The organism is Pseudonocardia sp. GCM10023141 (assembly GCF_042653605.1).
On sequence record NZ_JBHSIR010000009.1, the window covers coordinates 315,276 to 338,633 of the forward strand.

27 protein-coding genes and 1 pseudogene are annotated in these 23,358 nt (G+C 71.4%); 16 read left to right on the top strand and 12 right to left on the bottom strand.

Annotated features, from left to right (window positions below; genetic code table 11):
• The first annotated feature begins 167 nt into the window (after positions 1–167).
• From ACFPFQ_RS06280 to ACFPFQ_RS06295, 4 genes are all read left to right on the top strand, one after another.
• On the top strand, positions 168–809 hold the full coding sequence (locus tag ACFPFQ_RS06280) for a uracil-DNA glycosylase family protein (RefSeq protein WP_379615685.1): 642 nt from the start codon (positions 168–170) through the stop codon (positions 807–809).
• Between the two features lie 65 nt (positions 810–874).
• A complete protein-coding gene (locus tag ACFPFQ_RS06285) occupies positions 875–1,813 on the top strand; it encodes an NADP-dependent oxidoreductase (RefSeq protein WP_379615687.1) in 939 nt (312 codons plus the stop codon).
• The gene (locus tag ACFPFQ_RS06290; protein WP_379615689.1) at positions 1,810–2,754 is read left to right on the top strand and encodes an NADP-dependent oxidoreductase; all 945 of its coding nucleotides are present in this window, start codon (positions 1,810–1,812) and stop codon (positions 2,752–2,754) included. Before ACFPFQ_RS06285 ends, ACFPFQ_RS06290 begins: the two co-directional genes overlap by 4 nt.
• Before the next feature lie 75 nt (positions 2,755–2,829).
• Positions 2,830–3,501 (top strand): TetR/AcrR family transcriptional regulator, encoded by a 672-nt coding sequence (locus tag ACFPFQ_RS06295; RefSeq protein WP_379615691.1) that lies wholly within the window; start codon positions 2,830–2,832, stop codon positions 3,499–3,501.
• 121 nt (positions 3,502–3,622) lie between these two features.
• Here ACFPFQ_RS06295 and ACFPFQ_RS06300 read toward each other — a convergent pair whose 3' ends face one another.
• Together ACFPFQ_RS06300 and ACFPFQ_RS06305 are read right to left on the bottom strand one after the other, a co-directional pair.
• Entirely contained in the window at positions 3,623–5,134 is a 1,512-nt protein-coding gene (locus ACFPFQ_RS06300; RefSeq protein ID WP_379615693.1) for an FAD-dependent monooxygenase, read from the bottom strand.
• Positions 5,135–5,526: 392 nt separating this feature from the next.
• Positions 5,527–6,285 (bottom strand): DUF4118 domain-containing protein, encoded by a 759-nt coding sequence (locus ACFPFQ_RS06305; protein ID WP_379615695.1) that lies wholly within the window; start codon positions 6,283–6,285, stop codon positions 5,527–5,529.
• Positions 6,286–6,541: 256 nt separating this feature from the next.
• Here ACFPFQ_RS06305 and ACFPFQ_RS06310 point away from each other — a divergent pair, with 256 nt between their 5' ends.
• Entirely contained in the window at positions 6,542–8,419 is a 1,878-nt protein-coding gene (locus ACFPFQ_RS06310) for an APC family permease (protein WP_379615697.1), read from the top strand.
• A 61-nt stretch (positions 8,420–8,480) separates the two neighbouring features.
• Here the strand turns inward: ACFPFQ_RS06310 and ACFPFQ_RS06315 are convergent, their stop codons facing one another.
• Both ACFPFQ_RS06315 and ACFPFQ_RS06320 read right to left on the bottom strand, forming a co-directional pair.
• On the bottom strand, positions 8,481–8,816 hold the full coding sequence (locus tag ACFPFQ_RS06315) for a YnfA family protein (protein WP_379615699.1): 336 nt from the start codon (positions 8,814–8,816) through the stop codon (positions 8,481–8,483).
• A 195-nt stretch (positions 8,817–9,011) separates the two neighbouring features.
• Complete coding sequence (locus ACFPFQ_RS06320; protein WP_379615701.1) at positions 9,012–9,194, bottom strand: hypothetical protein; 183 nt, start codon at positions 9,192–9,194, stop codon at positions 9,012–9,014.
• Positions 9,195–9,384: 190 nt separating this feature from the next.
• Here ACFPFQ_RS06320 and ACFPFQ_RS06325 point away from each other — a divergent pair, with 190 nt between their 5' ends.
• The 10 genes from ACFPFQ_RS06325 (at position 9,385) to hpaD (ending at position 17,951) form a co-directional block, all read left to right on the top strand.
• Complete coding sequence (locus ACFPFQ_RS06325) at positions 9,385–9,726, top strand: PadR family transcriptional regulator (RefSeq protein WP_379615703.1); 342 nt, start codon at positions 9,385–9,387, stop codon at positions 9,724–9,726.
• Complete coding sequence (locus tag ACFPFQ_RS06330; RefSeq protein WP_379615705.1) at positions 9,726–10,094, top strand: DUF1048 domain-containing protein; 369 nt, start codon at positions 9,726–9,728, stop codon at positions 10,092–10,094. The genes ACFPFQ_RS06325 and ACFPFQ_RS06330 overlap by 1 nt, the downstream gene beginning before the upstream one ends.
• The gene (locus tag ACFPFQ_RS06335) at positions 10,091–10,879 is read left to right on the top strand and encodes an ABC transporter ATP-binding protein (RefSeq protein WP_379615707.1); all 789 of its coding nucleotides are present in this window, start codon (positions 10,091–10,093) and stop codon (positions 10,877–10,879) included. Before ACFPFQ_RS06330 ends, ACFPFQ_RS06335 begins: the two co-directional genes overlap by 4 nt.
• Positions 10,876–11,640 carry an ABC transporter permease gene (locus ACFPFQ_RS06340; RefSeq protein WP_379615709.1) on the top strand — a complete coding sequence of 255 codons (765 nt, stop codon included), beginning with the start codon at positions 10,876–10,878 and terminating at the stop codon, positions 11,638–11,640. Before ACFPFQ_RS06335 ends, ACFPFQ_RS06340 begins: the two co-directional genes overlap by 4 nt.
• Positions 11,641–11,920: 280 nt before the next feature.
• On the top strand, positions 11,921–12,256 hold the full coding sequence (locus ACFPFQ_RS06345) for a hypothetical protein (RefSeq protein ID WP_379615711.1): 336 nt from the start codon (positions 11,921–11,923) through the stop codon (positions 12,254–12,256).
• A 93-nt stretch (positions 12,257–12,349) separates the two neighbouring features.
• Positions 12,350–13,786, top strand: coding sequence for a fumarylacetoacetate hydrolase family protein (locus ACFPFQ_RS06350; protein ID WP_379615713.1), 1,437 nt, complete (start codon positions 12,350–12,352; stop codon positions 13,784–13,786).
• The gene (locus tag ACFPFQ_RS06355; protein ID WP_379615715.1) at positions 13,771–14,445 is read left to right on the top strand and encodes a GntR family transcriptional regulator; all 675 of its coding nucleotides are present in this window, start codon (positions 13,771–13,773) and stop codon (positions 14,443–14,445) included. The genes ACFPFQ_RS06350 and ACFPFQ_RS06355 overlap by 16 nt, the downstream gene beginning before the upstream one ends.
• A 16-nt stretch (positions 14,446–14,461) precedes the next feature.
• Positions 14,462–15,409 carry a 4-hydroxy-tetrahydrodipicolinate synthase gene (gene dapA, locus ACFPFQ_RS06360; protein ID WP_379615717.1) on the top strand — a complete coding sequence of 316 codons (948 nt, stop codon included), beginning with the start codon at positions 14,462–14,464 and terminating at the stop codon, positions 15,407–15,409.
• Positions 15,406–16,911, top strand: a complete 1,506-nt coding sequence (gene hpaE, locus ACFPFQ_RS06365) for a 5-carboxymethyl-2-hydroxymuconate semialdehyde dehydrogenase (protein ID WP_379615719.1) — start codon at positions 15,406–15,408, stop codon at positions 16,909–16,911. Before dapA ends, hpaE begins: the two co-directional genes overlap by 4 nt.
• On the top strand, positions 16,908–17,951 hold the full coding sequence (hpaD, locus tag ACFPFQ_RS06370; RefSeq protein WP_379615721.1) for a 3,4-dihydroxyphenylacetate 2,3-dioxygenase: 1,044 nt from the start codon (positions 16,908–16,910) through the stop codon (positions 17,949–17,951). The genes hpaE and hpaD overlap by 4 nt, the downstream gene beginning before the upstream one ends.
• A 73-nt stretch (positions 17,952–18,024) precedes the next feature.
• Here the strand turns inward: hpaD and ACFPFQ_RS06375 are convergent, their stop codons facing one another.
• The 4 genes and pseudogenes from ACFPFQ_RS06375 to ACFPFQ_RS06390 all read right to left on the bottom strand — a co-directional run.
• Complete coding sequence (locus tag ACFPFQ_RS06375; protein WP_379615723.1) at positions 18,025–19,608, bottom strand: acyl--CoA ligase family protein; 1,584 nt, start codon at positions 19,606–19,608, stop codon at positions 18,025–18,027.
• Positions 19,608–20,291 (bottom strand): nitroreductase family protein, encoded by a 684-nt coding sequence (locus tag ACFPFQ_RS06380; RefSeq protein WP_379615725.1) that lies wholly within the window; start codon positions 20,289–20,291, stop codon positions 19,608–19,610. The genes ACFPFQ_RS06375 and ACFPFQ_RS06380 overlap by 1 nt, the downstream gene beginning before the upstream one ends.
• Before the next feature lie 16 nt (positions 20,292–20,307).
• Positions 20,308–20,772, bottom strand: a complete 465-nt coding sequence (locus ACFPFQ_RS06385; RefSeq protein WP_379615972.1) for a hypothetical protein — start codon at positions 20,770–20,772, stop codon at positions 20,308–20,310.
• A gap of 24 nt (positions 20,773–20,796) precedes the next feature.
• Positions 20,797–21,329, bottom strand: a pseudogene (locus ACFPFQ_RS06390) (3,4-dihydroxy-2-butanone-4-phosphate synthase); the annotation flags it as partial.
• 5 nt (positions 21,330–21,334) lie between these two features.
• Here ACFPFQ_RS06390 and ACFPFQ_RS06395 point away from each other — a divergent pair.
• Complete coding sequence (locus tag ACFPFQ_RS06395) at positions 21,335–21,484, top strand: hypothetical protein (RefSeq protein ID WP_379615726.1); 150 nt, start codon at positions 21,335–21,337, stop codon at positions 21,482–21,484.
• A 113-nt stretch (positions 21,485–21,597) separates the two neighbouring features.
• On the opposite strand, the gene ACFPFQ_RS06400 is transcribed toward ACFPFQ_RS06395, so the two are convergent.
• From ACFPFQ_RS06400 to ACFPFQ_RS06415, 4 genes are all read right to left on the bottom strand, one after another.
• Positions 21,598–21,936 carry an NADPH-dependent FMN reductase gene (locus tag ACFPFQ_RS06400; protein ID WP_379615728.1) on the bottom strand — a complete coding sequence of 113 codons (339 nt, stop codon included), beginning with the start codon at positions 21,934–21,936 and terminating at the stop codon, positions 21,598–21,600.
• Positions 21,933–22,088 (bottom strand): alpha/beta fold hydrolase, encoded by a 156-nt coding sequence (locus tag ACFPFQ_RS06405; RefSeq protein ID WP_379615730.1) that lies wholly within the window; start codon positions 22,086–22,088, stop codon positions 21,933–21,935. Before ACFPFQ_RS06405 ends, ACFPFQ_RS06400 begins: the two co-directional genes overlap by 4 nt.
• Entirely contained in the window at positions 22,082–22,516 is a 435-nt protein-coding gene (locus ACFPFQ_RS06410; RefSeq protein WP_379615732.1) for an MFS transporter, read from the bottom strand. The genes ACFPFQ_RS06405 and ACFPFQ_RS06410 overlap by 7 nt, the downstream gene beginning before the upstream one ends.
• Before the next feature lie 254 nt (positions 22,517–22,770).
• Positions 22,771–23,343, bottom strand: a complete 573-nt coding sequence (locus ACFPFQ_RS06415; protein ID WP_379615734.1) for an NADPH-dependent FMN reductase — start codon at positions 23,341–23,343, stop codon at positions 22,771–22,773.
• Positions 23,344–23,358: the final 15 nt, after the last annotated feature.

A 23,358-nucleotide genomic window follows, 5' to 3' on the forward strand; every position in this document is an offset into this window, starting at 1 on the left:
GTCGGCTCCGCCGCGCCGCTGCTGCAAGCCTGCGGAACGGTCCGTGACGAGGGAAGAGAAGGTGGGAAGTTGCCGACGAGGGAATCTGCCGGCCCGGGTGGTTGCCGCCGCGGGGTGGTGACCTCCACGTCGTCGCCGTCGCGCCGGCTGCGGTGACGATCGCCGCCATGGACGGATCGACGACGAGTACGAGTCCCACGCTGTTGCGGATCCGCGAGGAGATCATCGCCGACCCCTCCAACCGGGACGCGACCGCCGCGGGCCTGCAACCCCTCTACACCGCCCACCAGGCCGCCCGGATCGTGCTCATCGGGCAGGCCCCGGGCATCCGCGCGCAGCGCAGCGGGATCGCCTGGAACGACCCGAGCGGCGTGACGCTGCGGCGCTGGCTCGGCGTCACCGACGACCAGTTCTACGACCCGACGACGTTCGCGATCCTGCCGATGGACTTCTACTACCCGGGCAAGGCAGCCCACGGCGACCTGCCACCCCGCCCCGACGTGGCACCACGGTGGCATCCACGACTCCTCGCGGAGCTCCCCCACGTCCGGCTCACCGTCCTGATCGGCCGGTACGCCCAGAAGCGCTACCTGCCCGAGTCCGCCGCGGCGAACCTCACCGACACCGTCCGGGCGTTCCGCAGCCACCTCCCCGACCGGATGCCCCTCGTCCACCCCTCACCGCTGAACTTCCGCTGGCAGACCCGCAACCCGTGGTTCGCAGAGGAGGCCGTCCCGGCGTTGCGCGCTCGCGTGCGCGCGATCCTCGAACCACATGTCGACCCGGCCGGCCGGGACGCCGGAGCTTGAAAGGAACGACAACCCATGAATCGACGATGCCGAGCAGGCGAGAACTGCGATGCAGGAGGTGCCCGATGAAGGCGATCGTGGTGACGGATCAGGCCGCCGGAACGTCCGGGATGACGCTCGTGGACCAGGCCGAGCCGGCGGCGGCCGGCAACGACGTCCTCGTGCAGGTGCACGCGTCGGGATTCACGCCGGGCGAGCTCACGTGGCCCTCGAACTGGACCGACCGCCTGGGCCGGGACCGGACGCCGTCGATTCCCGGGCACGAGGTGGCGGGGGTGGTCAGCGCTCTCGGCTACGGCACGCGGGGGCTGTCGGTGGGACAGCGGGTGTTCGGCCTCACCGACTGGACGCGCGACGGCACCCTGGCGGAGTACGTGGCCGTCGAGGCGCGCAACCTCGCGCCCCTGCCCGGTGATGTCGACTTCGCGGTGGGTGCGAGCCTGCCGATCTCGGGACTGACGGCGTGGCAGGGATTGTTCGTCCACGGGCGCTTCGAGGTGGGGCAGAGCGTTCTCGTGCACGGTGCGGCCGGCGGCGTCGGTTCGATGGTGACGCAACTGGCCCGCCAGGCCGGCGCCCACGTCATCGGCACCGGACGCGCTGCCGATCGGCAGGCGGCGCTGGACTTCGGCGCACAGGAGTTCCTCGACCTCGACCACGACGCCCTGGAGGACATCGGCGGCGTCGACCTGGTCTTCGACGTGATCGGTGGCGACATCCAGAAGCGGTCCGCGGGCCTGGTCCGCCCCGGCGGGATGCTGGTGACCATCGCCGGCCCACCCGAGGCGCAGCCGGTGGATGGCCTGGCTGTCGACTTCGTCGTCGAGGCCGATCGCGCTCAGCTGAGCGAGGTCGTCCAGCGGGTCCGCGACGGGCGGCTGCGGACGAACATCGGCACCGTCGTGGCGCTCGACGATGCCGTCGCCGCCTTCAACCCTACCGGGCGGATCAAGGGCAAGACGATCATCCGCGTTCGCCCGGAGAGCACGGAGTCCCGCGGATGAAGGCGATCGTGGTGACGGACCCGTCCGCGGGCACCGCCGGCATGATGCTCCGGGAGCGGCCCGAGCCGGACGCGGCGCGGCTCGCCGGTCTCGAGGGCGCGAACTACGGCGATGTCATCGTCGAGGTTCATGCGTCGGGGTTCACGGGGAACGAGCTGGAGTGGCCCTCGACCTGGGTCGATCGCCGCGGTCTCGACCGCACCCCGGTGATCCCCGGCCACGAGGTGGCCGGGGTGGTCACCGCACTCGGCTACGGCACAACCGGTGTCTCAATGGGACAGCGGGTGTTCGGCATCACGGACTGGACACGCGACGGCACCCTCGCGGAACACGCCGTCGTCGAGGCACGCAATCTCGCGCCACTGCCCGGCGACGTCGACTTCACGGTGGGTGCGGGCGTCGCGATGACGGGACTGACGGCGTGGCAGGGACTGTTCGAGCACGGCCGCCTGCAGTCCGGGCAGAGCATCCTGGTGCACGGTGCGGCCGGCGCCGTCGGTTCGATGGCGTCACAGCTCGCGCGGGAGGCAGGCGCCCACGTCATCGGCACCGGACGCGCTGCCGATCGGCAGGCGGCGCTCGACTTCGGCGCCCACGAGTTCGTCGACCTCGACAACGACGCCCTGGCCGACATCGGCGGCGTCGACCTGGTGTTCGACATGATCGGCGGCGACATCGGGAAGCGGTCCGCCGGCCTGGTTCGACCCGGCGGAACGCTGGTCAGCGTCACCGGACCGCCGCAGGTCCGACCCGCCGACGGTCGGACGGTCGACTTCGTCGTCGTGTCCGACCGCGCCCAACTGGGCGAGATCGCCCGGCGCGTGCGGGACGGGCGCGTGCGGACGAACATCGGCACCGTCGCAGCGCTCGACGACGCTGTCGCCGCCTTCAACCCGACCGCGCGGGTCAGGGGAAAGACGATCATCCGCGTTCGTCCGTGAGGACTCGAGGTCAGTGCCGGGAGGCGGCACCGCTGACGGCGTTCTCGACCACGTCGTCGAGCTACGATCGCGTCCGTGACGAATGGCGGAGCGACGAATGCCGGAGCTGAGCCTCCCGCGCGGCGCCTGACCGCCCGCGGTGCCCTCACCCGCGACCGCATCGTCGCGGCCGCGGCCGACCTCATGCACGCCAACGGGGTGGCCGGCACGACCATCGACCAGGTCGTCGAGGCGTCCGGTACCAGCAAGTCACAGCTCTACCACTACTTCGACGACAAGGACGCCCTGGTCACCGCAGTGATCAAGATGCAGGCCACGCGTGTGCTGGAGCGGCAGGAGCCCCACCTCGAACAACTGAGCTCGCTGCAGGGTCTGCGGCGATGGCGCGATGCGATCGTCCGCTTCGTCGACGAGCGCCACGGAGCGCGCGGCTGCGAGATCGGCTCGCTGGCCAGTGAGCTGGCGGACCGGTCCGAACCGGCCCGGATCCTGCTCAACGCCACGTTCCAGAACTGGGAGTCCTACCTCGCCGCGGGGATCCGCCGGATGCAGGATCGCGGCGAGCTCGACCCCGACGCCGACCCTGCCGAGCTCGCCACCGGCATCATGGCCGCCTTCCAGGGCGGCTACCTCCTCTCCCAGGCCGCCCGCAGTGCGCAACCGATGGCGCTGGGGCTCGATCTCGCCCTCCGCAGCGTGGAGGCACTCGCGTTGCCGCAGGAACGGGCACCCGGCGCAGCGAGCTGACCGGTTCGCGTGGTCCAGCCCGACTGCGCATACCGTCGCCGGTCCTCGCACACGCTCCAACCCGTGCGAAGACGGGACGCGGTGTGCGAAGTCGGGAGGTCGGGTGCGCGACGGTCGCGAGCTATGACACTGCGGCCGCCGCGGATGCGGTTCCGAACCAGGCGGTCAGCGCCGCGGTGAGCTCTGCGGGGTCGGGCTCGACACCGGCGAACGCGACGTAGCCGTCGGGCCGGACCAGCAGCGTGACCCGGCCGTCGGGTGAGCCGGACAGCTCGTCGTGGACCCGCACCCGATCGGCGAAACCCGCTGCTGCGGAACGGATCTCGGCGCCGGCGCCGGGGGCGATCAACAGTGCCCTGCCGTCGCGGAGCGCGTCGGGTTCGAGCGCGGGTACGAACCGGCCGGTCAACGGGTGCGCCGAGTCCGGCGCGTAGTCGATGTCGGTGTGGTTGATCATCTCGGTGAAGTGGCGCTTCGCCTCCGGGATCTGCAGCGTCTCGCCGAGCACCTCGCGCAGCGCGCTCGTCTGCGGGCCCGGCCGCATCAGCGCCACCTGGGCGCGGGTGTTGCGCAGCACCCGTTCCGCGACCGGACGCCGTTCGGCGGTGTAGGTGTCGAGCAGCCGCTCGGGTGCGAGACCACGGATCACCAACGCGAGCTTCCAGCCGAGGTTGACCGCGTCCTGGAGGCCGAGGTTGAGGCCCTGACCGCCGATCGGGGAGTGGACGTGCGCGGCGTCGCCCGCGAGCAGGATCCGGCCCTGCCGGTAGACATCGGCGAGGCGCGTGTTGTCGCTGTAGCGGATCCCGCTCTCCAGCCGCGTGACGATGGCGTCGGTTCCGCTCGCCCGGCGGATGCTGGCCTGCATCTCCTCTGCGGTGACCGGGGTGTCGCGGTCACCGGGCCCGCCGTCGAACTCGATGGTGGCGATCTCCCCTGGCACGAGCGACAGGTTCACCAGGCCACCGGCACTGTGCAGCGACGAGGTGATGGCGTCGGGATCGGCGAGCTCGGCCACCGCCGACCGTCCGGTCATCGTCGCGGGTGTGCCGGGAAACGCGATGCCCGAGCGCTTGCGCACGACGCTGCGCCCACCGTCGCACCCGACCAGGAACTCGGCGTCCCACCGGCGGCCGTCGGCCAGCACGGCGACCACGGCGCCGTCCTCGTCGAGGACGTCGACAACCTCGCATCCCGGGCGGACGTCCACATCGAGCTCGCGCGCCCGCTCGGCCAGAACCGCCTCCACGAGATGCTGCTTGAGCAGGAACTGCTCGGCGCTCCCGTCGAGGACGCCCTCGTCCTCGACCAGCGGCAACCCGCCGAAATGTCCCCTCGCCCGGCCCTCCTGCAGCATGCGGACGAGGTGACCGACCAGATCGGCACTCGCCCGATCGTGCGCGGCGATCCCGTCGAACATCGCCTTCTGCGCCGCGGCCAGCGCCGCGGTCAACCCCCTCAGCCGCAGCGTCTGCGTGCTGCGCGCGTTGATCCCGCGCATGCCGAAGCTGCGCTCGCGGCGTTCAGAACCCCTGGCCGCCTCCAGGACCAGTGGCTCCACCCCTGCCAGCTTCAGCTCCGCGGCCAGCAGCAGACCGACCGGGCCGCCCCCCACGACGAGCACATCAACCATCTGGATCCCCCGCTCCGACCCTGCGCCGACAGCACCAAACAAGTCCACGACGTGATCGCTGTCAACCAGGATTCAGCTGTCGACGGTGCGCCGCCGCGGACGGGTCACTGTCGCGGAGCCGGGTCGGGATCGACGTGATTCCTGGCCGGACCTGCCGACACCTCTGGCCGGATCCGTGCGTTGCCTCGTTGTCCGGTCAGGCAGAATCGCGCCGCAGGCACACGGGGCCGTCGTACCCGCAGCTCGCGGACAGGGAAGGACCAAGGATGCCGCCGCGCTGCTGCCTGCCCACCCTCGAGCACGGCCCACCGACATGTGTCCAGCCTCCAGGTGTTGACGGCGCCGACGTGCGCTGCAGGACGGTGCGTGGGTTGGCGGCGCGATGTCCGTGATCAGGTCACTCGACCGTCGACGGGGGCGCCGTGCCGGGTGATCGCGGTGGCGGTGTTCGCGGCGATGGCGGCACCGACCTGCTCGGCAAGGGTGACGACGACCAGCAACTGCTCGAGTTCGGGGCGCCGGACCCGCGTGGCGGCGGTGAGGACGAAGTGGCCGAAGGTCTGGCCGCCGTGCTCGGCCAGGAGGTCGATCTCGTCCATGGTGGGCAACCCGTCGCGGCGGACGTCGACCTGATGGCCGTTCCAGCTGACGGTGCCGTCCCGGTCGAGGTGCGCGCCGGCGGGGGACAGCGCGGGCTCGAACCGGCAGGCGTCGAGGTCGAGGATGTCGGTGATCTGCTGGGTGACGCGCTCGATCAGCTCCGGCAGCGTGGTGTCGCCCGATGCCACGATCCGTGCCGCGGTGACGACGCCCGCCAGGTATCCCTCGCGCGCGCTCGACCGGGCCTGCTGCCGGCGCCCCCACAACGCGATCTCGATCACGGCCAGCCCGACGACGGTCAGCAACACGGCGGTCTCGATGTCATCGGGATCGGCGATGGCGAGCGTGCCGTAGGGCGGGGTGAGCAGGAGGTCGAACCACACCGCGCCGGCGAGGGCGGCGACGATGCCCGCGACCCGCTGCCCGGTGGCAGCAACACCGACCACGACCAGTACGAGCAGGAGCGCGGCGTTGGTGGTGGCGACGACGCCGCGCAGCGGAACCAGGAGACCGCACAGTGCCAGCGGTGCGACCACGGCGACGATCACCATCGCGGGTGTGCTTGGCGCAGAACTACGCATGCGTGAAGCAGGCGCCGCGACGGCCGGGGCGTCAAGAGGCCTTAACCCATCCTTGACGGCCGCTCATCCCTGGGAGGCGGAGCCCGCGGTGCGATGCCCCACGGGCCCCGGTGGGGTGGATCACGCTGTCAAGAACGCGTACGGATCGCGCCGCCTGCCGCCGCGACCCGGAAGGCTCACGCGCGGCGCGACGGTATCGCGCCGGATGCGTACCCAGAGGATCACGATGTCGCACGTCATTGCCGCACAGGACAAGCACCGGCTCACCGCCGGTACCGGGCTTGCCGCGTTGGGGTTGGATGCGTTGGCCTCCTGCGCCTACGGGCCGGAGTCGATCGTGTTGGCGCTGGCCGTTGCCGGCACGGCAGGGATCGGGTTCACCCTGCCCGTCACGCTGGTGATCGTGGCGCTGCTGGCGGTGCTCGTCATCTGCTACCGGCAGGTCATCGCGACCTACCCCGACGGTGGCGGCGCCTACACCGTTGCTCGCGACAACCTCGGGCGTGGCTACGGGCTGGTCGCCGCGGCGTCGCTGGTCGTGGACTACGTGCTCAACGTCGCCGTGTCGGTAGCCGCTGGTGTCGCCGCGTTGACCTCGGCGTTCCCGGCCCTGCTGCCCTGGACCGTCGAGCTGTGCCTGGCGGTGCTGGTGGCGGTGACGGCCGTGAACCTGCGCGGGGTCGTGGCCGGGGGGAAGCTGTTCGCCCTGCCTGCGCTGGCGTTCGTCGGGTCGCTGGTCGTGCTCATCGTCGTCGGGATCGCTCGCGGCGGGCCGCTCGCACCACTCCCGACGCCCGACGTCGTCATCACCCCGCAGACGGTGGGGGTGCTGCTGATCCTCGCCGCGTTCGCGAACGGCTGCTCGGCGTTGACCGGCGTCGAGGCGATCGCGAACGCGACGCCGTCGTTCCGGTCACCGCGCCGGGTGCGGGCGCGCCGGGCGGAGGCCGGGCTGGGGATCGTGCTCGGTGCGCTGCTGATCGGCCTCGCGGTGCTCATCGGGCTCTTCGGTGCCGGACCGGTCAACGGGCGCACCCTGCTCTCACTGCTGGCCGAGGGCGCCGTCGGGACGGGCCCGTTCTACCTGGTGGTGCAGCTCGCGACGGTCGTGCTGCTGGGCCTCGCCGCGAACACCTCCTACGGCGGCCTGCCCGTACTCGCCGCGCGGCTGGCCGCCGACGGTGCGTTGCCACACGTGTTCGGGCTGCGCGGGGACCGGCAGGTCTACCGCGCCTCGATCGTGGTGCTGTCGGTCCTGTCCGCGGTGCTCCTGCTCGTCGCCGCCGGCCAGGTCGCCGTACTCGTACCGCTGTTCGCGATCGGCGTCTTCGTCGGTTTCGCCCTCTGCCAGGCCGGGATGCTGCGCCACTGGTGGGTGGCGCGCGGCCCGCGGTGGCGGCCGCGAGCGGCACTGAACCTGCTGGGCGCGGCACTGACCAGTGCGGCAGCCGTCGTGCTGGTGGCCGAGAAGTTCACCGAGGGCGCCTGGGTGATCGCGGTGATCATCCCGGTGCTCGTGGCACTGTTCGTCGGGGTGCGCCGCGCCTACACCCGCATCGGTGCGGTCCTCGAGGTCGACACCAGCCCCCGCCGACCCCGGCCGGCAGCCTCGGTGGTGGTGGTCCCGGTCGTCGGGATCACCCGGTTGACCGAGGAGAGCCTGTCGGCGGCGCTGTCGATGGGTGACCGGGTGGTGGCGTTGCACGTCGTGCTCGGCGACGAGCCCGACGACCGTGGCGCCACAACCGCGTTGCAGCAGCGATGGCAGCAGTGGCGGCCCGATGTCGTGCTGGTCATGCTCGCCGCGATCGACGAGGACGGGGCCCCGAGCCGGATACTGGGCCCGGCAATCTCCCGCTACCTCCGGAGGCTGGCCGAACCGGGCACCGAACGGGTGGTGCTGCTCATCGGCGAGGTCGCCCCGGATCACTGGTGGCAGCGGGTGCTGTTCAACCGTCGCGGCGCGATCGTCGCCCGCTACGCGGGCCGCCACACCGACGCGGTGATCTGCCGCCTGCGGTTCCGGATGCGGCCCCGGCCCGGATCGGGTCCCGACCCGGCGCCACGCCGCAACCGGGGTCTGGTGCTGCCGCGCTCCGGCTGACCCCGATCGCCCACGACCGGGCGGCGGCGGGTCATCTCGCGCACCGCAGGAGCCCCTACTCTCATGCCGGGCGTGGCGCGTACATGATCACGGCGACGCCGAGCAGGCAGATGATCGCGCCGATGACGTCGTAGCGGTCGGGTCGGAAACCGTCCAGCAGCATGCCCCAGGCCAGCGACCCCGCGACGAAGATGCCGCCGTAGGCGGCGAGGATGCGCCCGAAGTTCGCCTCGGGTTGCAGGGTCGCGACGAAACCGTAGGCGCCCAGCGCGATGATGCCGGCACCGATCCACCACAGCCCACGGTGCTCACGGACCCCCTGCCAGATCAGCCACGCACCACCGATCTCCGCGACAGCCGCGAGGACGAACAGCAGGACCGACCGGATCACCGTCACACCGGGAATCCTGCCAACCCCGCGATCACGGCGAGCGCGAGGAGCACGATCAACGCGGGGACGACGACGGGTGGCAGACGCCGCGCCGGCTCGGACGTGGCCGCGGCGCTCAGGCGGGTGCTCCGAACAGCTCGGCGACGAGGGGACGCGCCGCGGGTGGGCCGTCAACGGTGCGGATCAGCTCGGTCGAGGTGATCACACGCCGAACTGCAGGAACGAGCAACACGACTGTTCCGCGGTGGCCAGCCGGGCCAGCTGCCCGGCGAGCTCCGGATCCAGCGGGAGCGCCACCCGCAACCCACCGGGGGTGTCCTGCCTGGTGGTGGCCCCCGCGCAGCAGCTGAGCCCACCCGGCGCCGCGTTGCGCCTGCTCGTCACCCGCGAGGGTGCAGGCGATCACCCCCGGCGCGACCGGTGCAGCTGCCTGCGGGACCGATCCGAACTCGATCACGGCCGGCCCGGTCTGAGCGTGGCCCCCGGATCCGTGACGGTATCTAGCGTTGCCAAGTACTGGTACCTAGTGTTACCGTCTAGTAGTAGTCAGCATCGCTGAGTAGAGAGGCAGGCGATGGGCAACCAGATGACGGAGATGCTCAAGGGGACGCTGGAGGGCATCGTCTTGGCGGTCCTGTCGGCACGTCCGGCATACGGCTATGAGATCACCGCACGGTTGCGGGATCAGGGTTTCTCCGACCTCGTCGAAGGGACCGTGTACGCGCTCCTGATCCGGGTCGAGCAACGGGGCTTCGTGGACGTCGAAAAGGTCCCCTCGGAGAAGGGTCCACCACGCAAGGTGTACTCGCTCAATTCACAGGGGCAGGAACAACTCGACGGGTTCTGGACGACCTGGAGATTCCTGACGGAGCGGATCGAACAGCTGCGCATCGCACAAGGAGAAGGAGAGAACTGATGGCTGCCAAGTGGATCGAGACCCTCACCGGGTCACTGGAGCAGAAGAAGCAGTACCGCCAGGACAAGGCCCGCATCGACGCCCTCCCTGGGCCGTACGAGACGGCGGCGAAGGCATTGCACCGGTACCTCATGTACTACGGGGGCATCACCGACGGCGACACCCTCACCACGATGTTCGGCGACCTCACCGACCTGTGGGAGCGCGCCGCCACCGACGGCACACCCGTGCACGAGATCGTCGGCGACGATCCGGTGGAATTCGCCGAGGCCTTCGCGCGGGCCTATGACGGCAAGCAATGGATCGACAAGGAACGCGCTCGGCTCACCCAGGCGATCCAGGACGCCGAACGGGAGCAGCAGCGATGAAGACCCCACCCGCGATCCGCGTCCGGGGCATCGAGAAGTCCTACAAGGACGTGCACGTGCTGCGGGGCGTCGACTTCGACGTCGCCGGCGGCAGCATCTTCGCGCTGCTGGGCTCCAACGGTGCCGGCAAGACCACGCTCGTGCGGATCCTGTCGACGCTGCTGAAGGCCGATGCCGGCACGGCGACGGTCCACGGCTTCGACGTCGCCGACAGTCCCGGCGACGTGCGCCGGTCGATCAGCCTGACCGGTCAGTTCGCCGCGGTCGACGAGATCCTCAGCGGTCGGGAGAACCTCGTGCTCGTCGCCAGACTTCGCCACCTCGACGACCCCGGCGCGATCGCCGACGCCCTACTCGCCCGCTTCTCCCTCACCGACGCAGGTGACCGCAGGGCATCGACGTACTCCGGCGGCATGCGCCGCCGACTCGACATCGCCATGAGCCTCATCGGCAACCCCCCGGTCATCTTCCTCGACGAGCCCACCACCGGCCTCGACCCGCAAGCGCGGATCGACGTCTGGCAGGCGGTCCGGGAACTCGCCACGGGCGGCACGACCGTGCTGCTCACCACCCAGTACCTCGATGAGGCCGAGCAGCTCGCCGACCGGATCGCGATCCTGCACGAGGGCACGATCATCCAGAACGGCACGCTCACCGAACTCAAGCAGCTCCTTCCGCCGGCCGAGGTCGAGTACATCGAGAAGCAGCCCTCCCTCCAGGACGTCTTCCTCGCACTCGTCGGCCCCACCGACACCGCCTCCCGAGCAGGCAAGGACTCCCGATGACCACCTACGTCCTCGCGGACACCGCCACCCTCACCGGCCGCTCACTGCGCCACATCCTCCGTAGCCCCGACACGATCATCACCACCGCGGTCACCCCGATCGCCCTGATGCTGCTGTTCGTGTACGTGCTCGGTGGCGCGATCAGCACCGGAACCGACGAGTCCTACGTCAACTACCTGCTGCCCGGCATCCTGCTCATCACGATCGCCTCAGGCATCGCCTACACCGCCTACCGACTGTTCCTCGACCTGCAAGGCGGGATCTTCGAACGGTTCCAATCGATGCCGATCGCACGCTCGAGCGTGCTGTGGGCGCATGTGTTCACCTCGCTGGTCGCGAACCTCATCTCCGTCGCGCTCGTCGTGGGTGTCGCCCTCATCATGGGGTTCCGCACCGGGGCATCGGTCGGCGCCTGGCTCGCGGTCGCCGGCATCGTGGTCCTGTTCACCCTCGCCCTGACCTGGCTCGCCGTGATCGCCGGGCTCTCGGCGAAATCCGTGGACGGGGCCAGCGCGTTCAGCTACCCGCTGATCTTCCTGCCCTTCATCAGCTCCGCCTTCGCACCCACCAGCTCGATGCCCGGCCCGGTCGCCTGGTTCGCCGAGAACCAGCCCGTGACCGCCATCGTGAACACGATCCGGGCGCTGTTCACCCAGCAACCCGTCGGCAGCGACATCTGGGTCGCGCTCGCCTGGCTCGCCGGCATCCTCGTCATCGCCTACACCGTCGCGATCGCCAGGTACCGACGCAAGATCAGCTGATCAGTACCGGCGGCGACGTGCCGGGTCTCGCCGGTGATGGTGCGGGCCCGGTCCGAGACGGGGAACGCCACGGCGTGGGCGACGTCGATCGATCGATCAGCCGTCCCAGCGGCGACAGCTGCGCGAACCGCGCGAAGTCCTCGACGAACGCGGCGTCACCACCACACCGCGGCCGTCTCCGGGTTGCCGTGCACGAACGCGATCACGACAGGTACGCCCGGAGCCCGTCGACGCGCTGCTCGACGACGTCCTGTCCGCCGTGCTGGACCCGGGTCCCGACGTGACCGACCCGATCGCGGGCGTCGCTGCGGTGATGTCGTCGTCGTACGAGGCACTGCTGCGCCACGCCGACCTGGTGCCGTCCTTCCTGGCCCGCCAGGGCGCTCGCGGCCCGAACGCGGTGCGCCTCGGCGTCACCGTGGACACGCTGCTGACCAGGGCGGGCGTCGCACCCGACACGGTGCCCGGCGCCCGCCGCACGCTGATCGTCCACGCGATCGGCTCGGCGGCCTTCGCGGCAGGCGGCGACGCAGCACCGCTACCGCGAGCCGTCTCGCGCGCGACGTTCGACACCGGCCTGGCCTGGCTACTGGCGGGCATCACCGCTCGTCCCTGACACCGCCGCCGCCCGCCGCCGGCCGTACCGCGCCAGGCGGAGATCGTATATGATTTGGAATATCTTTGTTCGGACCGGCAGGTAGGAACCAACATGGCCAGCGCCCTCCCGCTCGCGGAGCGTCCCGGAAAGATCATCGCGGTCCACCTCAACTACCGTTCGCGTGCCGAGCAGCGCGGCCGCGTTCCCGAACAGCCGTCGTACTTCCTCAAGCCGTCGACGTCCGTCGCGGCGAGTGGGGCCGTGCTCGAACGGCCTGCCGGCACCGAGCTGCTCGGCTTCGAGGGCGAGATCGCGCTGGTCATCGGCCGGGAGGCGCGCCGCGTCACCCCCGAGGACGGCTGGTCGTACGTCTCCGGGGTCACCGCCGCCAACGACCTCGGCGTGTACGACCTCCGCTACGCCGACAAGGGCAGCAACCTCCGCTCGAAGGGCGGCGACGGGTTCACCCCGCTCGGCCCGACGGTGCTGCCCGCCGCGGACCTCGACCCCGCCGCGCTGCGGCTGCGCACCTGGCACAACGGCGCGCTGGTGCAGGACGACACCACCACCGGGCTGCTGTTCGAATTCGGCAGGTTGGTGGCCGACCTCTCCCAGCTGATCACCCTGGAGCCCGGTGACGTCATCCTCACCGGCACTCCCGCGGGCGCGTCGGTGGCGGTACCCGGCGACGTCATCGAGATCGAGGTCGTCGAGGTCGGGCGCTCCGGGCGGAGCACCGGCCGGCTGGTCACGCGGATCGGCGAGGGCACCGTCGCGTTCGGGCCGTTCGGCGCGCTCCCCCGCGTCGACGACGAGCAGCGCGCCGACGCGTACGGGACCCGCGAGCCCGGCTTCACGCTGACCGCGGAGCTGCGGACGCGGATCGAGTCCGTCGGCACCGCCACGCTGTCGGCGCAGCTGCGCAAGCGCGGGTACAACGCGGTATCGATCGACGGGCTCACCTCGACCCGCCCCGGCGCGCGGCTCACCGGCCGCGCGCGGACGCTGCGCTACCTGCCCTACCGCGAGGACCTCTTCGCGAGGGTCGGCGGCGGCTACAACGCGCAGAAGCGGGCGATCGACGGGCTCGGCCCCGGTGACGTGCTGGTCATGGAGGCCCGCGGCGAGCCGGGCACCGGCACCATCGGCGACATCCTCGCGCTGCGCGCACAGACCGCCGGTGCGGCCGGCATCGTCACCGACGGCGGTGTCCGCGACCTCGCCGCCGTGACCGCGCTGGACATCCCGACCTACCACCGCGGGCCGCACCCCGCCGTGCTCGGCCGCCGCCACGTGCCGTGGGACGTCGACATCGCGATCGCCTGCGGCGGCGCGGCGGTGTGCCCCGGCGACGTCATCGTCGGCGACGGCGACGGCGTGCTGGTCATCCCGCCGAGCCTGGTCGAGGAGATCGTCGACGCGGCGATCGAGCAGGAGCGTCAGGAGCGGTTCATCGCGGAGCAGGTCGCCGCGGGCGAACGCGTCGAGGGGCTCTACCCGATGAACGAGTACTGGCTCGGGAGGTACGCCGCATGGCAGGCGAGGTGACCGCGACGGGACTGAGCAAGTCCCAGATCGCCCACCGGTGGATCAAGGCCCGCATCGCGGAGGGCCGCTTCTCCCCCGGTTACCGACTCGTGCTCGGGCAGCTCGCGCAGGAGCTCGGCGTCAGCGTCGTCCCGGTCCGGGAGGCGATCCGGATGCTGGAGGCCGAGGGACTGGTGACGTTCGAGCGCAATGTCGGTGCGCAGGTCGCGATGGTCGACGAGAGCGAGTACCAGCACACGATGCAGACCCTCGCGCTCGTCGAGGGATATGCGGCGGCACTGGCCGCGCCGCTGGTCCGGCCCGAGGCCCTGGCCGAGGCACGGTCGCTGAACGCCGACCTCGCCGCCTGCCTCGGCGACTTCGAGCCCACCCGGTTCACCGCGCTCAACCGGACCTTCCACACCGTGCTCTTCGCGGCGTGCCCCAACCCGCAGGTCCTCGACCTGGTCGAGCGCGGCTGGAACCGGCTGAGCGCGCTGCGCACCTCGACGTTCAGCTTCGTCCCCGGCCGCGCCCGCGAGTCCGTTGCCGAGCACGAGACCATCCTCGGCCTGATCGAGAGCGGCGCCCCCGCGGCCGGGATCGAGCAGGCCGTGCGCGCCCATCGGCTGGCGACCCTGGAGGCGTTCCTCGCCCACCAGGCCGCCCGGCACCCCTGACGCAGAAAGGCTACCCATGCGATTCCGCTCCGACCCCCAGGACATCCGCGGGTCGATCGCGCCGCTGATGACGCCCTTCACCGCCGACGGCGCGGTGGACCACGACGGCCTCACCAACCTGGTGCGCTGGCAGCTCGCGTCCGGCTCGCACGGCATCTCGATCGGCGGCTCCACCGGCGAGCCCGGCGCCCAGTCGATCGCCGAGCGCGCCGCGGCGATCCGCACGGTCGTCACGGCCGTCGCCGACCGCGTCCCGGTGGTCCCCGGCACCGGCTCGGCGCGGCTCGACGAGACCCTCGAGCTGACCTCCGCCGCCCGCGACGCCGGGGTCGACGCCGCCCTGATCATCACCCCGTACTACGCGCGCCCCACCCAGGAGGCGCTCCACGTCTGGTACCGCACGGTCGCCGACGAGTTCCCCGACCTGCCGATCATCGCCTACAACGTGCCGAGCCGCACCGCCGTCGACATCGCGCCCGAGACCGTCGCCCGGCTGTTTCGCGACTGCGAGAACTTCGTCGGGGTCAAGGAGACGACCAAGGACTTCGAGCACTTCTCCCGCATCCTGCACCTGTGCGGGCGCGAACTGCTGGTGTGGTCGGGGATCGAGCTGCTCTGTCTGCCGCTGCTGGCGCTGGGCGGCGCCGGGTTCGTCAGCGCGACCGCGAACATCGCCCCCGCCGCCTGCGCCGAGATGTTCACCGCGTGGGAGTCCGGTGACCACGAGCGCGCCCGCGAGATCCACTACGGCCTGCACCCGCTCGTCGACCTGCTCTTCGTCGAGACCAACCCGGCACCGGGCAAGTGGGTCCTCGAGCAGCGCGGGCTCATCGCGTCGGGATTCGTGCGGCCACCGCTCATCACCCCCACGGACGCGGGCATCGCCCGGATCGAGGAGCTGATGGCCCACGGCGCCGAGTACCTCAGTCCCGTCGTGGGCTTCGCCGCTGCGGAGAAGTCATGAGCCACGTCCCGGACGGCCTGCCCCAGCGGATCCAGCATCACATCGGCGGGCAGCTCGTCGACGGCATCTCCGGCAGGACGTTCGACGTCCTCGACCCGGTCTCCAACCGGCCCTACGCCACCTCGGCCGCCGGCCAGGCGGAGGACGTCGACCGCGCGGTCGCCGCCGCACGCACTGCGTTCACCGACGGCCCGTGGCCCACCATGGCCCCCCGCGCGCGGGCCCGCGTGCTGAACCGGATCGCCGACGCCGTCGAGGCCCAGGACGCGCGGCTCGCCGAGCTGGAGACCTTCGACACCGGCCTGCCCATCACCCAGGCGCTGGGCCAGGCGCAGCGGGCCGCCGAGAACTTCCGGTTCTTCGCCGACCTCGTCGTGGCCCAGTCCGACGACGCGTACCAGGTGCCCGGCCGGCAGCTGAACTACGTGCACCGCAGGCCGGTGGGTGTGGCCGGGCTGATCACGCCGTGGAACACCCCGTTCATGCTGGAGAGCTGGAAGCTCGCGCCCGCGCTCGCCGCGGGCTGCACCGTGGTGCTCAAGCCCGCCGAGTTCACGCCGCTCTCGGCGAGCCTGTGGGCGCAGATCTTCAGCGACGCCGGGCTGCCCGAGGGCGTGTTCAACCTCGTCAACGGCATCGGTGAGGAGGCGGGCGACGCGCTCGTCAAGCACCCGGACGTCCCGCTGATCTCGTTCACCGGCGAGAGCACCACCGGGCAGACGATCTTCGGCAACTGCGCGGCAGGCCTCAAGGGGATGTCGATGGAACTCGGAGGCAAGTCCCCCGCCATCGTGTTCGCCGACGCCGACCTCGACGCCGCGCTCGACTCGACGCTGTTCGGGGTCTTCTCGCTCAACGGCGAACGCTGCACCGCGGGCAGCCGCATCATCGTCGAACGCCCGATCTACGACGAGTTCTGCTCGCGCTTCGCCGAGCGGGCCCGCGCCATCGTCGTCGGCGACCCGCACGACCCGGCCACCGAGGTCGGGCCGCTCGTGCACCCCGACCACTTCGCGAAGGTCATGAGCTACGTCGAGCTCGGCAGGAGCGAGGGCCGGCTGCTCGCGGGCGGCGGGCGTCCGGACGGGCTCGAGACCGGCAACTACGTCGCCCCGACGGTGTTCGCCGACGTCGCACCCGACGCCCGGATCTTCCAGGAGGAGATCTTCGGGCCGGTCGTCGCGCTGACCCCCTTCGACACCGACGCCGAGGCGCTGGCGCTGGCCAACGGCGTCAAGTACGGCCTCGCCGCCTACGTGTGGACGACGAACCTGCAGCGTGCGCACACCTTCGCCCAGTCCGTCGACGCCGGCATGGTCTGGCTGAACTCCCACAACGTGCGGGACCTGCGCACGCCGTTCGGTGGTGTCAAGGCCTCCGGACTCGGCCAGGAGGGCGGGTACCGCTCCCTCGACTTCTACACCCACCAGCAGGCCATCCACGTCTCGCTCGGACCGGTGCACACCGCCCGGTTCGGGGCCGTCGCGAAGGACCGGACATGACCAGCACCCCGCCCGACGTCGTGCGCTGCGCGTACGCCGAGCTCGTCGTCACCGACCTGGCCGCCTCGCGCGAGTTCTACGTGGGCGTGCTCGGTCTCGTCGTCACCCACGAGGACGACGAGGCGATCCACCTGCGGGCCTTAGAGGAGTACCTGCACCACTCGCTGGTGCTGCGCCGGGGCGATGTGCCCGCACTCGCCGTGCTCGGCTACCGGGTCCGGTCGCCGCGGGAGGTCGACGTCGCCGAGTCCCACTTCCGCGGCCTGGGAGCTCGGGTGGAGCGCCGCGCGGCCGGCGCCACCCGCGGCATCGGCCCGGCCGTGCGCGTCGAGGACCCGCTGGGCTTCCCGGTCGAGTTCTTCTACGAGGCCGAGCACGTCGAGCGCCTCACCCAGCGCTACGACCTGCACGGGGCCGGCGCGCTGGCGCGGCTGGACCACTTCAACGTGACCACTCCGGACGTCCCGGCCGCCCGCGCCTACTACGAGGGGCTGGGTTTCCGCGTCTCGGAAGACATCCGCGACGACGAAGGCACGGTGTACGCGGCCTGGATGTTCCGCAAGTCCACAGTGCACGACATCGCTCTCACCGGCGGTGACGGGCCACGCCTGCACCACATCGCGTTCGCGAGCGCCGAGCGTGCGCAGATCCTGCACATCTGCGACCACCTGGGCGCACTGCGCAGGCCCGACATGATCGAGCGCGGCCCGGGCCGCCACGGCGTGTCGAACGCCTTCTACCTCTACCTGCGCGATCCCGACGGGCACCGCATCGAGCTGTACACCCACGACTACTACACCGGCGACCCGGACAACCCGGTGATCTCGTGGAACGTCCACGACAACCAGCGCCGCGACTGGTGGGGCAACGCCGTGGTGCCCAGCTGGTACGCCGAGGCGTCAGCCGTGCTCGACCTCGACGGGAGGCCCCGGCCGGTCGTCGAGCGCACGGAGGACCGCGAGGCCGACGTGACCATCGGCGCCGACGGGTTCTCCCGCACGCGCACGGACACCGAGTTCAAGCTGGGCGAGCAGGTCTGAGAGCGGGTACGAGAGCACCACCGGGGAGGACCGCCCGGTTGCAGGGTCACCGGTCCGATCCCATCCCTGCTGCTCACTGGATCCGTCGTTCGGTGCCGGCCCACGCAGCATCCCGCAGCACGAACTTCTGGACCTTCCCCGTCGACGTCTTCGGCAACTCCCCGAACACCACCGACTTCGGCGCCTTGAACCGCGCCAACCGCCCCCGCACGTGCTCGATGATCTCCGCCTCGCTCACCTCGGCCCCGGCGTGCAGCGTCACGTAGGCCGCCGGGACCTCGCCCCACCGCTCATCCGGCACCGCGACCACCGCCACCTCCAACACCCCGGGATGCTCCGCGATCGCCTGCTCCACCTCCACCGACGCGATGTTCTCCCCGCCGGAGATGATCACGTCCTTGCTCCGGTCGCGCAGCTCCACGTACCCGTCCGGATGCCGCACACCCAGATCACCCGTGCGGAACCACCCATCCGGCGCCGCCGCCCGCGTCGCCTCCGGATCCTTCAGGTACCCGAGCATCACATTGTTGCCCCGCAACGCGATCTGCCCCACCGTCGTGCCATCGGCCGGCACGTCCGAGCCGTCCGCCGCGATCACGCGCGGCGTGAACGCGATCATGTTCCCCACCCCTTGGCGGGCCTTCAACCGCGCCTGCTCCGCGCCGTCCAGCTCGTTCCACTCCGGACGCCAGTCACAGATCATCGCCGGCCCGAACGTCTCGGTCAGCCCGTACAGGTGCGTGACGTCGAAGCCCAGCTCCCCCATCCGCCGCAGGATCGCAGGCGACGGCGGGGCCCCACCGGTGGCGATCTTCACCGGCACGTCACCCGGCACCCCGTCGGCGGCCTCCGGCGCGTACGCCAGCATCGACAGCACCGTCGGTGCCCCGTTCAGGTGCGTCACGCCCTCCTCCCGGATCAGCCGCCACACCTGCGCCGGATCCACCTTCGGCAGGCACACGTGCGTCGCGGCCGCCGCCGTCACCGCCCACGGGAAGCACCAGCCGTTGCAGTGGAACATCGGCAACGTCCACAGGTGCACCGACGACGGCGTCAACCCCGTGTGCCCCACCATGGCCAGTGCCTGCAGGTAGGCACCCCGATGGTGGTACATCACGCCCTTGGGCCGTCCCGTCGTCCCGGACGTGTAGTTGATCGACAGCAGCGCCCGCTCGTCCGACGGCGTGATCGCCAGCGGTTCCGCACCCGCCAACAGCTCCTCGTACGCCTCCCCCACCCGGATCACCACCGGCGGATCGGCGAGCAGCCCCACCACCTCGGCCACGAGCTCGTCGAACACCGGATCGTGCACCAGCACCGAAGCCTCGGAATGCTCCAGGATGTAGACCACCTCCCGAGCCGAGAGCCGCGTGTTCACCGCCACCAACGCCACCCCGGCCCACGGAACACCGAAGTTGGCCTCCAGCAGCACATGCGTGTTCGGCGCCAGCACCGCCACCGGGCGCCCCTGCGCCAACGGCGCCAACCCACCCGCCAGCCGACGGCACCGATCGTGCAGCTCGGTGTAGGTCCAGCGTTGCTCCCCGTCGATCACCGCGACCCGCTCACCATGCGCCGCCGCGGCCCGATCCAGATAGGAGACCGGGGTCAGGGCCTCGAACGACAGGGCATCGAACTCGGGGTCGTCATCGGGCATCAGGGCTGTTCCTCCAGTTTCGGGCGCTCGCGGATCGCGTCCCACCGCCCCCAGTGCACCACTTCCTCCACGGGGCGGCGCTTCGGCTCGGCCCATCGGCCCTTGACCGGGTAACCCATCGGGATCAGCGCCATCGTCAGCGCGTCGGCGGGCAGCCCCAGCAGCTCGCGCAGGTCGTCCTCGTGTCCCGCGTACAGGGTCGTCAGCGACGTGCCGATGCCGTAGGCGCGGGCGGCGAGGCACAGGTGCTGCACCGCACCGTAGATCGACGACCCGGCCCGCGGGCTCGCGACACCCGCCGCGCCGCGCAGCACCGGGAACACCCACACCGGCGCCTCCTCGAGGTGCAGGGCGAGGTGCTCCGCCCCGAGGAAGCCCTGTCTGGTCAGCCCGCCCGACGACGCCGGGTCGGCGAGGATCTCCGCGCGCCGTCGCCCGTAGGCGGCCTCCCAGCCCTCGCGGTACCAGCCTGCGATGACCTTCTTCACCTCCGGGTCGGTGACGACGACCCATCCCCAGCCCTGCGAGTTGCCGCCGGAGGGGCCGCGCACGGCGGCGTCGAGCAGCACCCACAGCACGTCGTCGGGGATCGGGTCGGTGCTGAGGAACCGGCGTGACGGCGTGGAGTGCAGGGCGTCGAGCACCGTGATCGGCTCGGCACCGGGCGCGGGGACAGCAGGCACAGGTCTCGCTCCTTCGTCAAACGGACTGGCGGTCATCACACGTGCGGGGCGGACGTCGGACACCCAGATCATCGAGGATGTGCGCGGCCAGCATCTCCTCCCGGTCGGTCCACGTGGCGCAGCCGTGCAGCGCGTGGACGAGACCCGACCCGGGCCGTTGCCGGCAGCGCAGGTAGACGAGCACTCCCCGACCCGCGCGATCGATCGCGGCGAGCGCCGCGTCCCGCTGCGCCGCGCAGGAGCAGCGCGTGGAGCCCAGCACATCCCCGGCGAGGCACTCGACGTGCAGGTGCACCGGGACGTCCGCGGCGCCGGTCACCACGCCGCGCACGAGCGCGATGTGCTCGACCCCGTCGCCCGCGTAGCCGATCGCGTGGAAGGGCCCGTGCGCCGTCGGCAGCTCGGCCCGCCCGCCTGCGAACACCGGCGGCTCGGTGCGCCGGCGCCACGCCACCAGCTCCGAGACACCCAGCAGCGGCACGTCGTGGCGCTGCGCGAGCGCGCTCAGCTCGGGCGGTGCGGCGATGGTGCCGTCGACGTTGGCGACCGCGGCCAGCACCCCGGCAGGCGCCGGTCCCGCGAGCCGGCACAGGTCGGGAGCACGTGACCGGGCCGGACGAGGTCCGCGGGGCCCGTCGCCGGATCGGCCAGCGCCCGCGCGGTCGACGCCCGATCCCGCGCCGAGATGCCGGTGGTGATCCCGACGCGCAGGTCGACCGACACGGTGAACGCCGCGGCCCGGGCCCCGGCGCCGTGCGCGACCAGCGGCGGCAGCCGCAGCTCGTCGAGCCGATCACCGGTCATCGCGACGCAGACGACACCGCTGGACTCCCGCACGAGCAACGCCATCGTCGCCACCTCGACCCCCGCGGCGGCGACGAGCAGCACCCCCTCCTGCCCGGGGGTGAGATCGTCGACCAGCACGACCGGTCGGCCGCACCGCAGCGCAGCCGTCGCGGCAGGTACCGCCTCCCTGCCGCGTGTCCTGTCCACCAGCGCCGGGGCCGCCAGCGCTCGATCCATCAGCGCCCGATCCATCAGCGGTGCGCGGGCTGCAGGCCCGCCAGCAGGTGCCGGCGCCGCGCCGCGACGAGATCGGCGAAACGCAGCACCTCATCGGCCACCATGCGCAGCTGCTCGACGACCTGCGGCTCGCGAACGCCGTCTGCAGCGAGTTGACCGCCGCCCCGTAGGGCGTCACCCAGCCCCGCAGCGCGTGCACGATCGTGCGCAGCGCGCTCAGCGTCGTCACCGACGCCTGCCAGCCGTAGGCGGTGACGACGAGCCCCACCGAACGGTCTGCCAGTTAGGGCAGGGGATCTGCGCGCATGTCCTCGGTGTAGTCGAGAGCGTTCTTGACGAGCCCCGAGATCGAACCGTGGTACCCGGGCGAGGCGATGACGACCCCGTCGGCGCGGCGCAGGTGCGCGACGAGGTCGTGCGCCACCGACCCGCCGTCGCCCCGCTCCGGGCTGTACGTCGGCAGCGTCGCCGGCTCGGCCCCACCGAACACGCGGGTGGTGGCACCCTGTTGCGCCGCCCGGTCCACCGCGATCCGCAGGGCCTGCTCGCTCGACGAACCCGCCCGCACCGTGCCACCGAGCCCGACGACGTGCAGCGGCCTGCCGGCAGGTGCTCCGGTCACGAGGCACCGCCGCCGAGGAAGGCGGTGATCGCGCCGAGGGTGTCGTCCGGGTACTCCAGCAGCATCCCGTGGCCGCCGCGCGGCAGCACCTGCAGGTGTGCGTTCGGCAGGAGCCCGGCGATCTCCACCGACTGCGCGACCGGCGTCAGCACGTCCTCCGCGCCGACGAGCACGAGCGTGGGCGTCGTCGCCGACGGCAGGTCCGGGCGCGAGTCGTAGATCCGCAGCCCCGCGGAGGAAATTGCGCCACCACATCTCCTCGTAGGTGGACGAATGCCATCGTCGCCGACAGCACCGTCACTCCGAGGATGCAGATGATGAGCATCTGCTTCGCACCGATGCGGTCGGCGAGCACGCCCGCCAGCAGCAGCAACGGGAAGTAGCCGAGCAGGTAGCTGGCCGTCACGCTGGAGATCTGAGCCGGTGCCAGGTGCAGTTCTGCGGACCAGAAGGGGTTCAGCAAGCTGAACTTGGCACTGTCGAGCCACACCACGAAGCTGAGGAACAGGATGCTGACGAACATCAGCCCCCGCTTGCCGGCGAGCAGCCGTAGCGGCGGCGTAGGTGCGGTTATCGCCATGACGATCCTTCGGTCGGAGCCAGGAACGGATGACGGACGTGCGTCCGAGCGCAGGATCGTAAGAACGGCAATTACCTGAGCGCGACGGAAGACCTTCCAGCGAACAATGCCGGGATGTGTCCGTTTACCTATTGTTCACGCCCCACCGATCCGAGCGGTCCCGACCGTTCGCTGCGGCGTCCCGACAGCACGGTGGCGCCGTGGGACGCGGACCTGACCGCGCCGACCTGGTAGCCACCGCCGATGGCGCGACCTCAGCCCACCGCCGCCGGCTCCGCGAGGCGCACGAGACCGGTCAGCCCGGCGAGCACCTGTCCGAGCAGGGCGGCGCTCGCCGTCTCCGGTGGCAGCCGGGGCTCGCGCAATGCCAGGTGCGCGCTCGCGAGCAGGAACTCCGGCTGGCCCAGCACGATGGCATCGAGCTTGTGCAGGACCTGCCGCAGCGCCATCTGCGCCCGCACGGTGCCGAGCGGGCCTGCCGAGGCGCCGACGATCGCCACGGGCTTGCGGCGCAGGACGGGCGGCTCGTCGTGCACCGGTCGCGAGAGCCAGTCCAGTGCGTTCTTGAGCCCGCCAGGGATGCCCGCGTTGTACTCCGGGGTCGCGACCAGTACCGCGTCCGCTGCGGCGATCCGGGCGCGCAGGTCCGCGACGGCGGCGGGCGTGGGGTGCTCCTGGTCCTCGTTGAACAGGGGGATGCGCGCCAGCTCCGTGAAGTGGTCGAATCGCAGCTCGGGGGCGAGCCGCTCGGCTTCGTGCAGGAGTCGGGTGTTGTGCGAATCCCGGCGCAGCGAGCCGGAGAGCGCGAGGATCGTGACGTCGGGCACGGGAGTTTCTCCTTC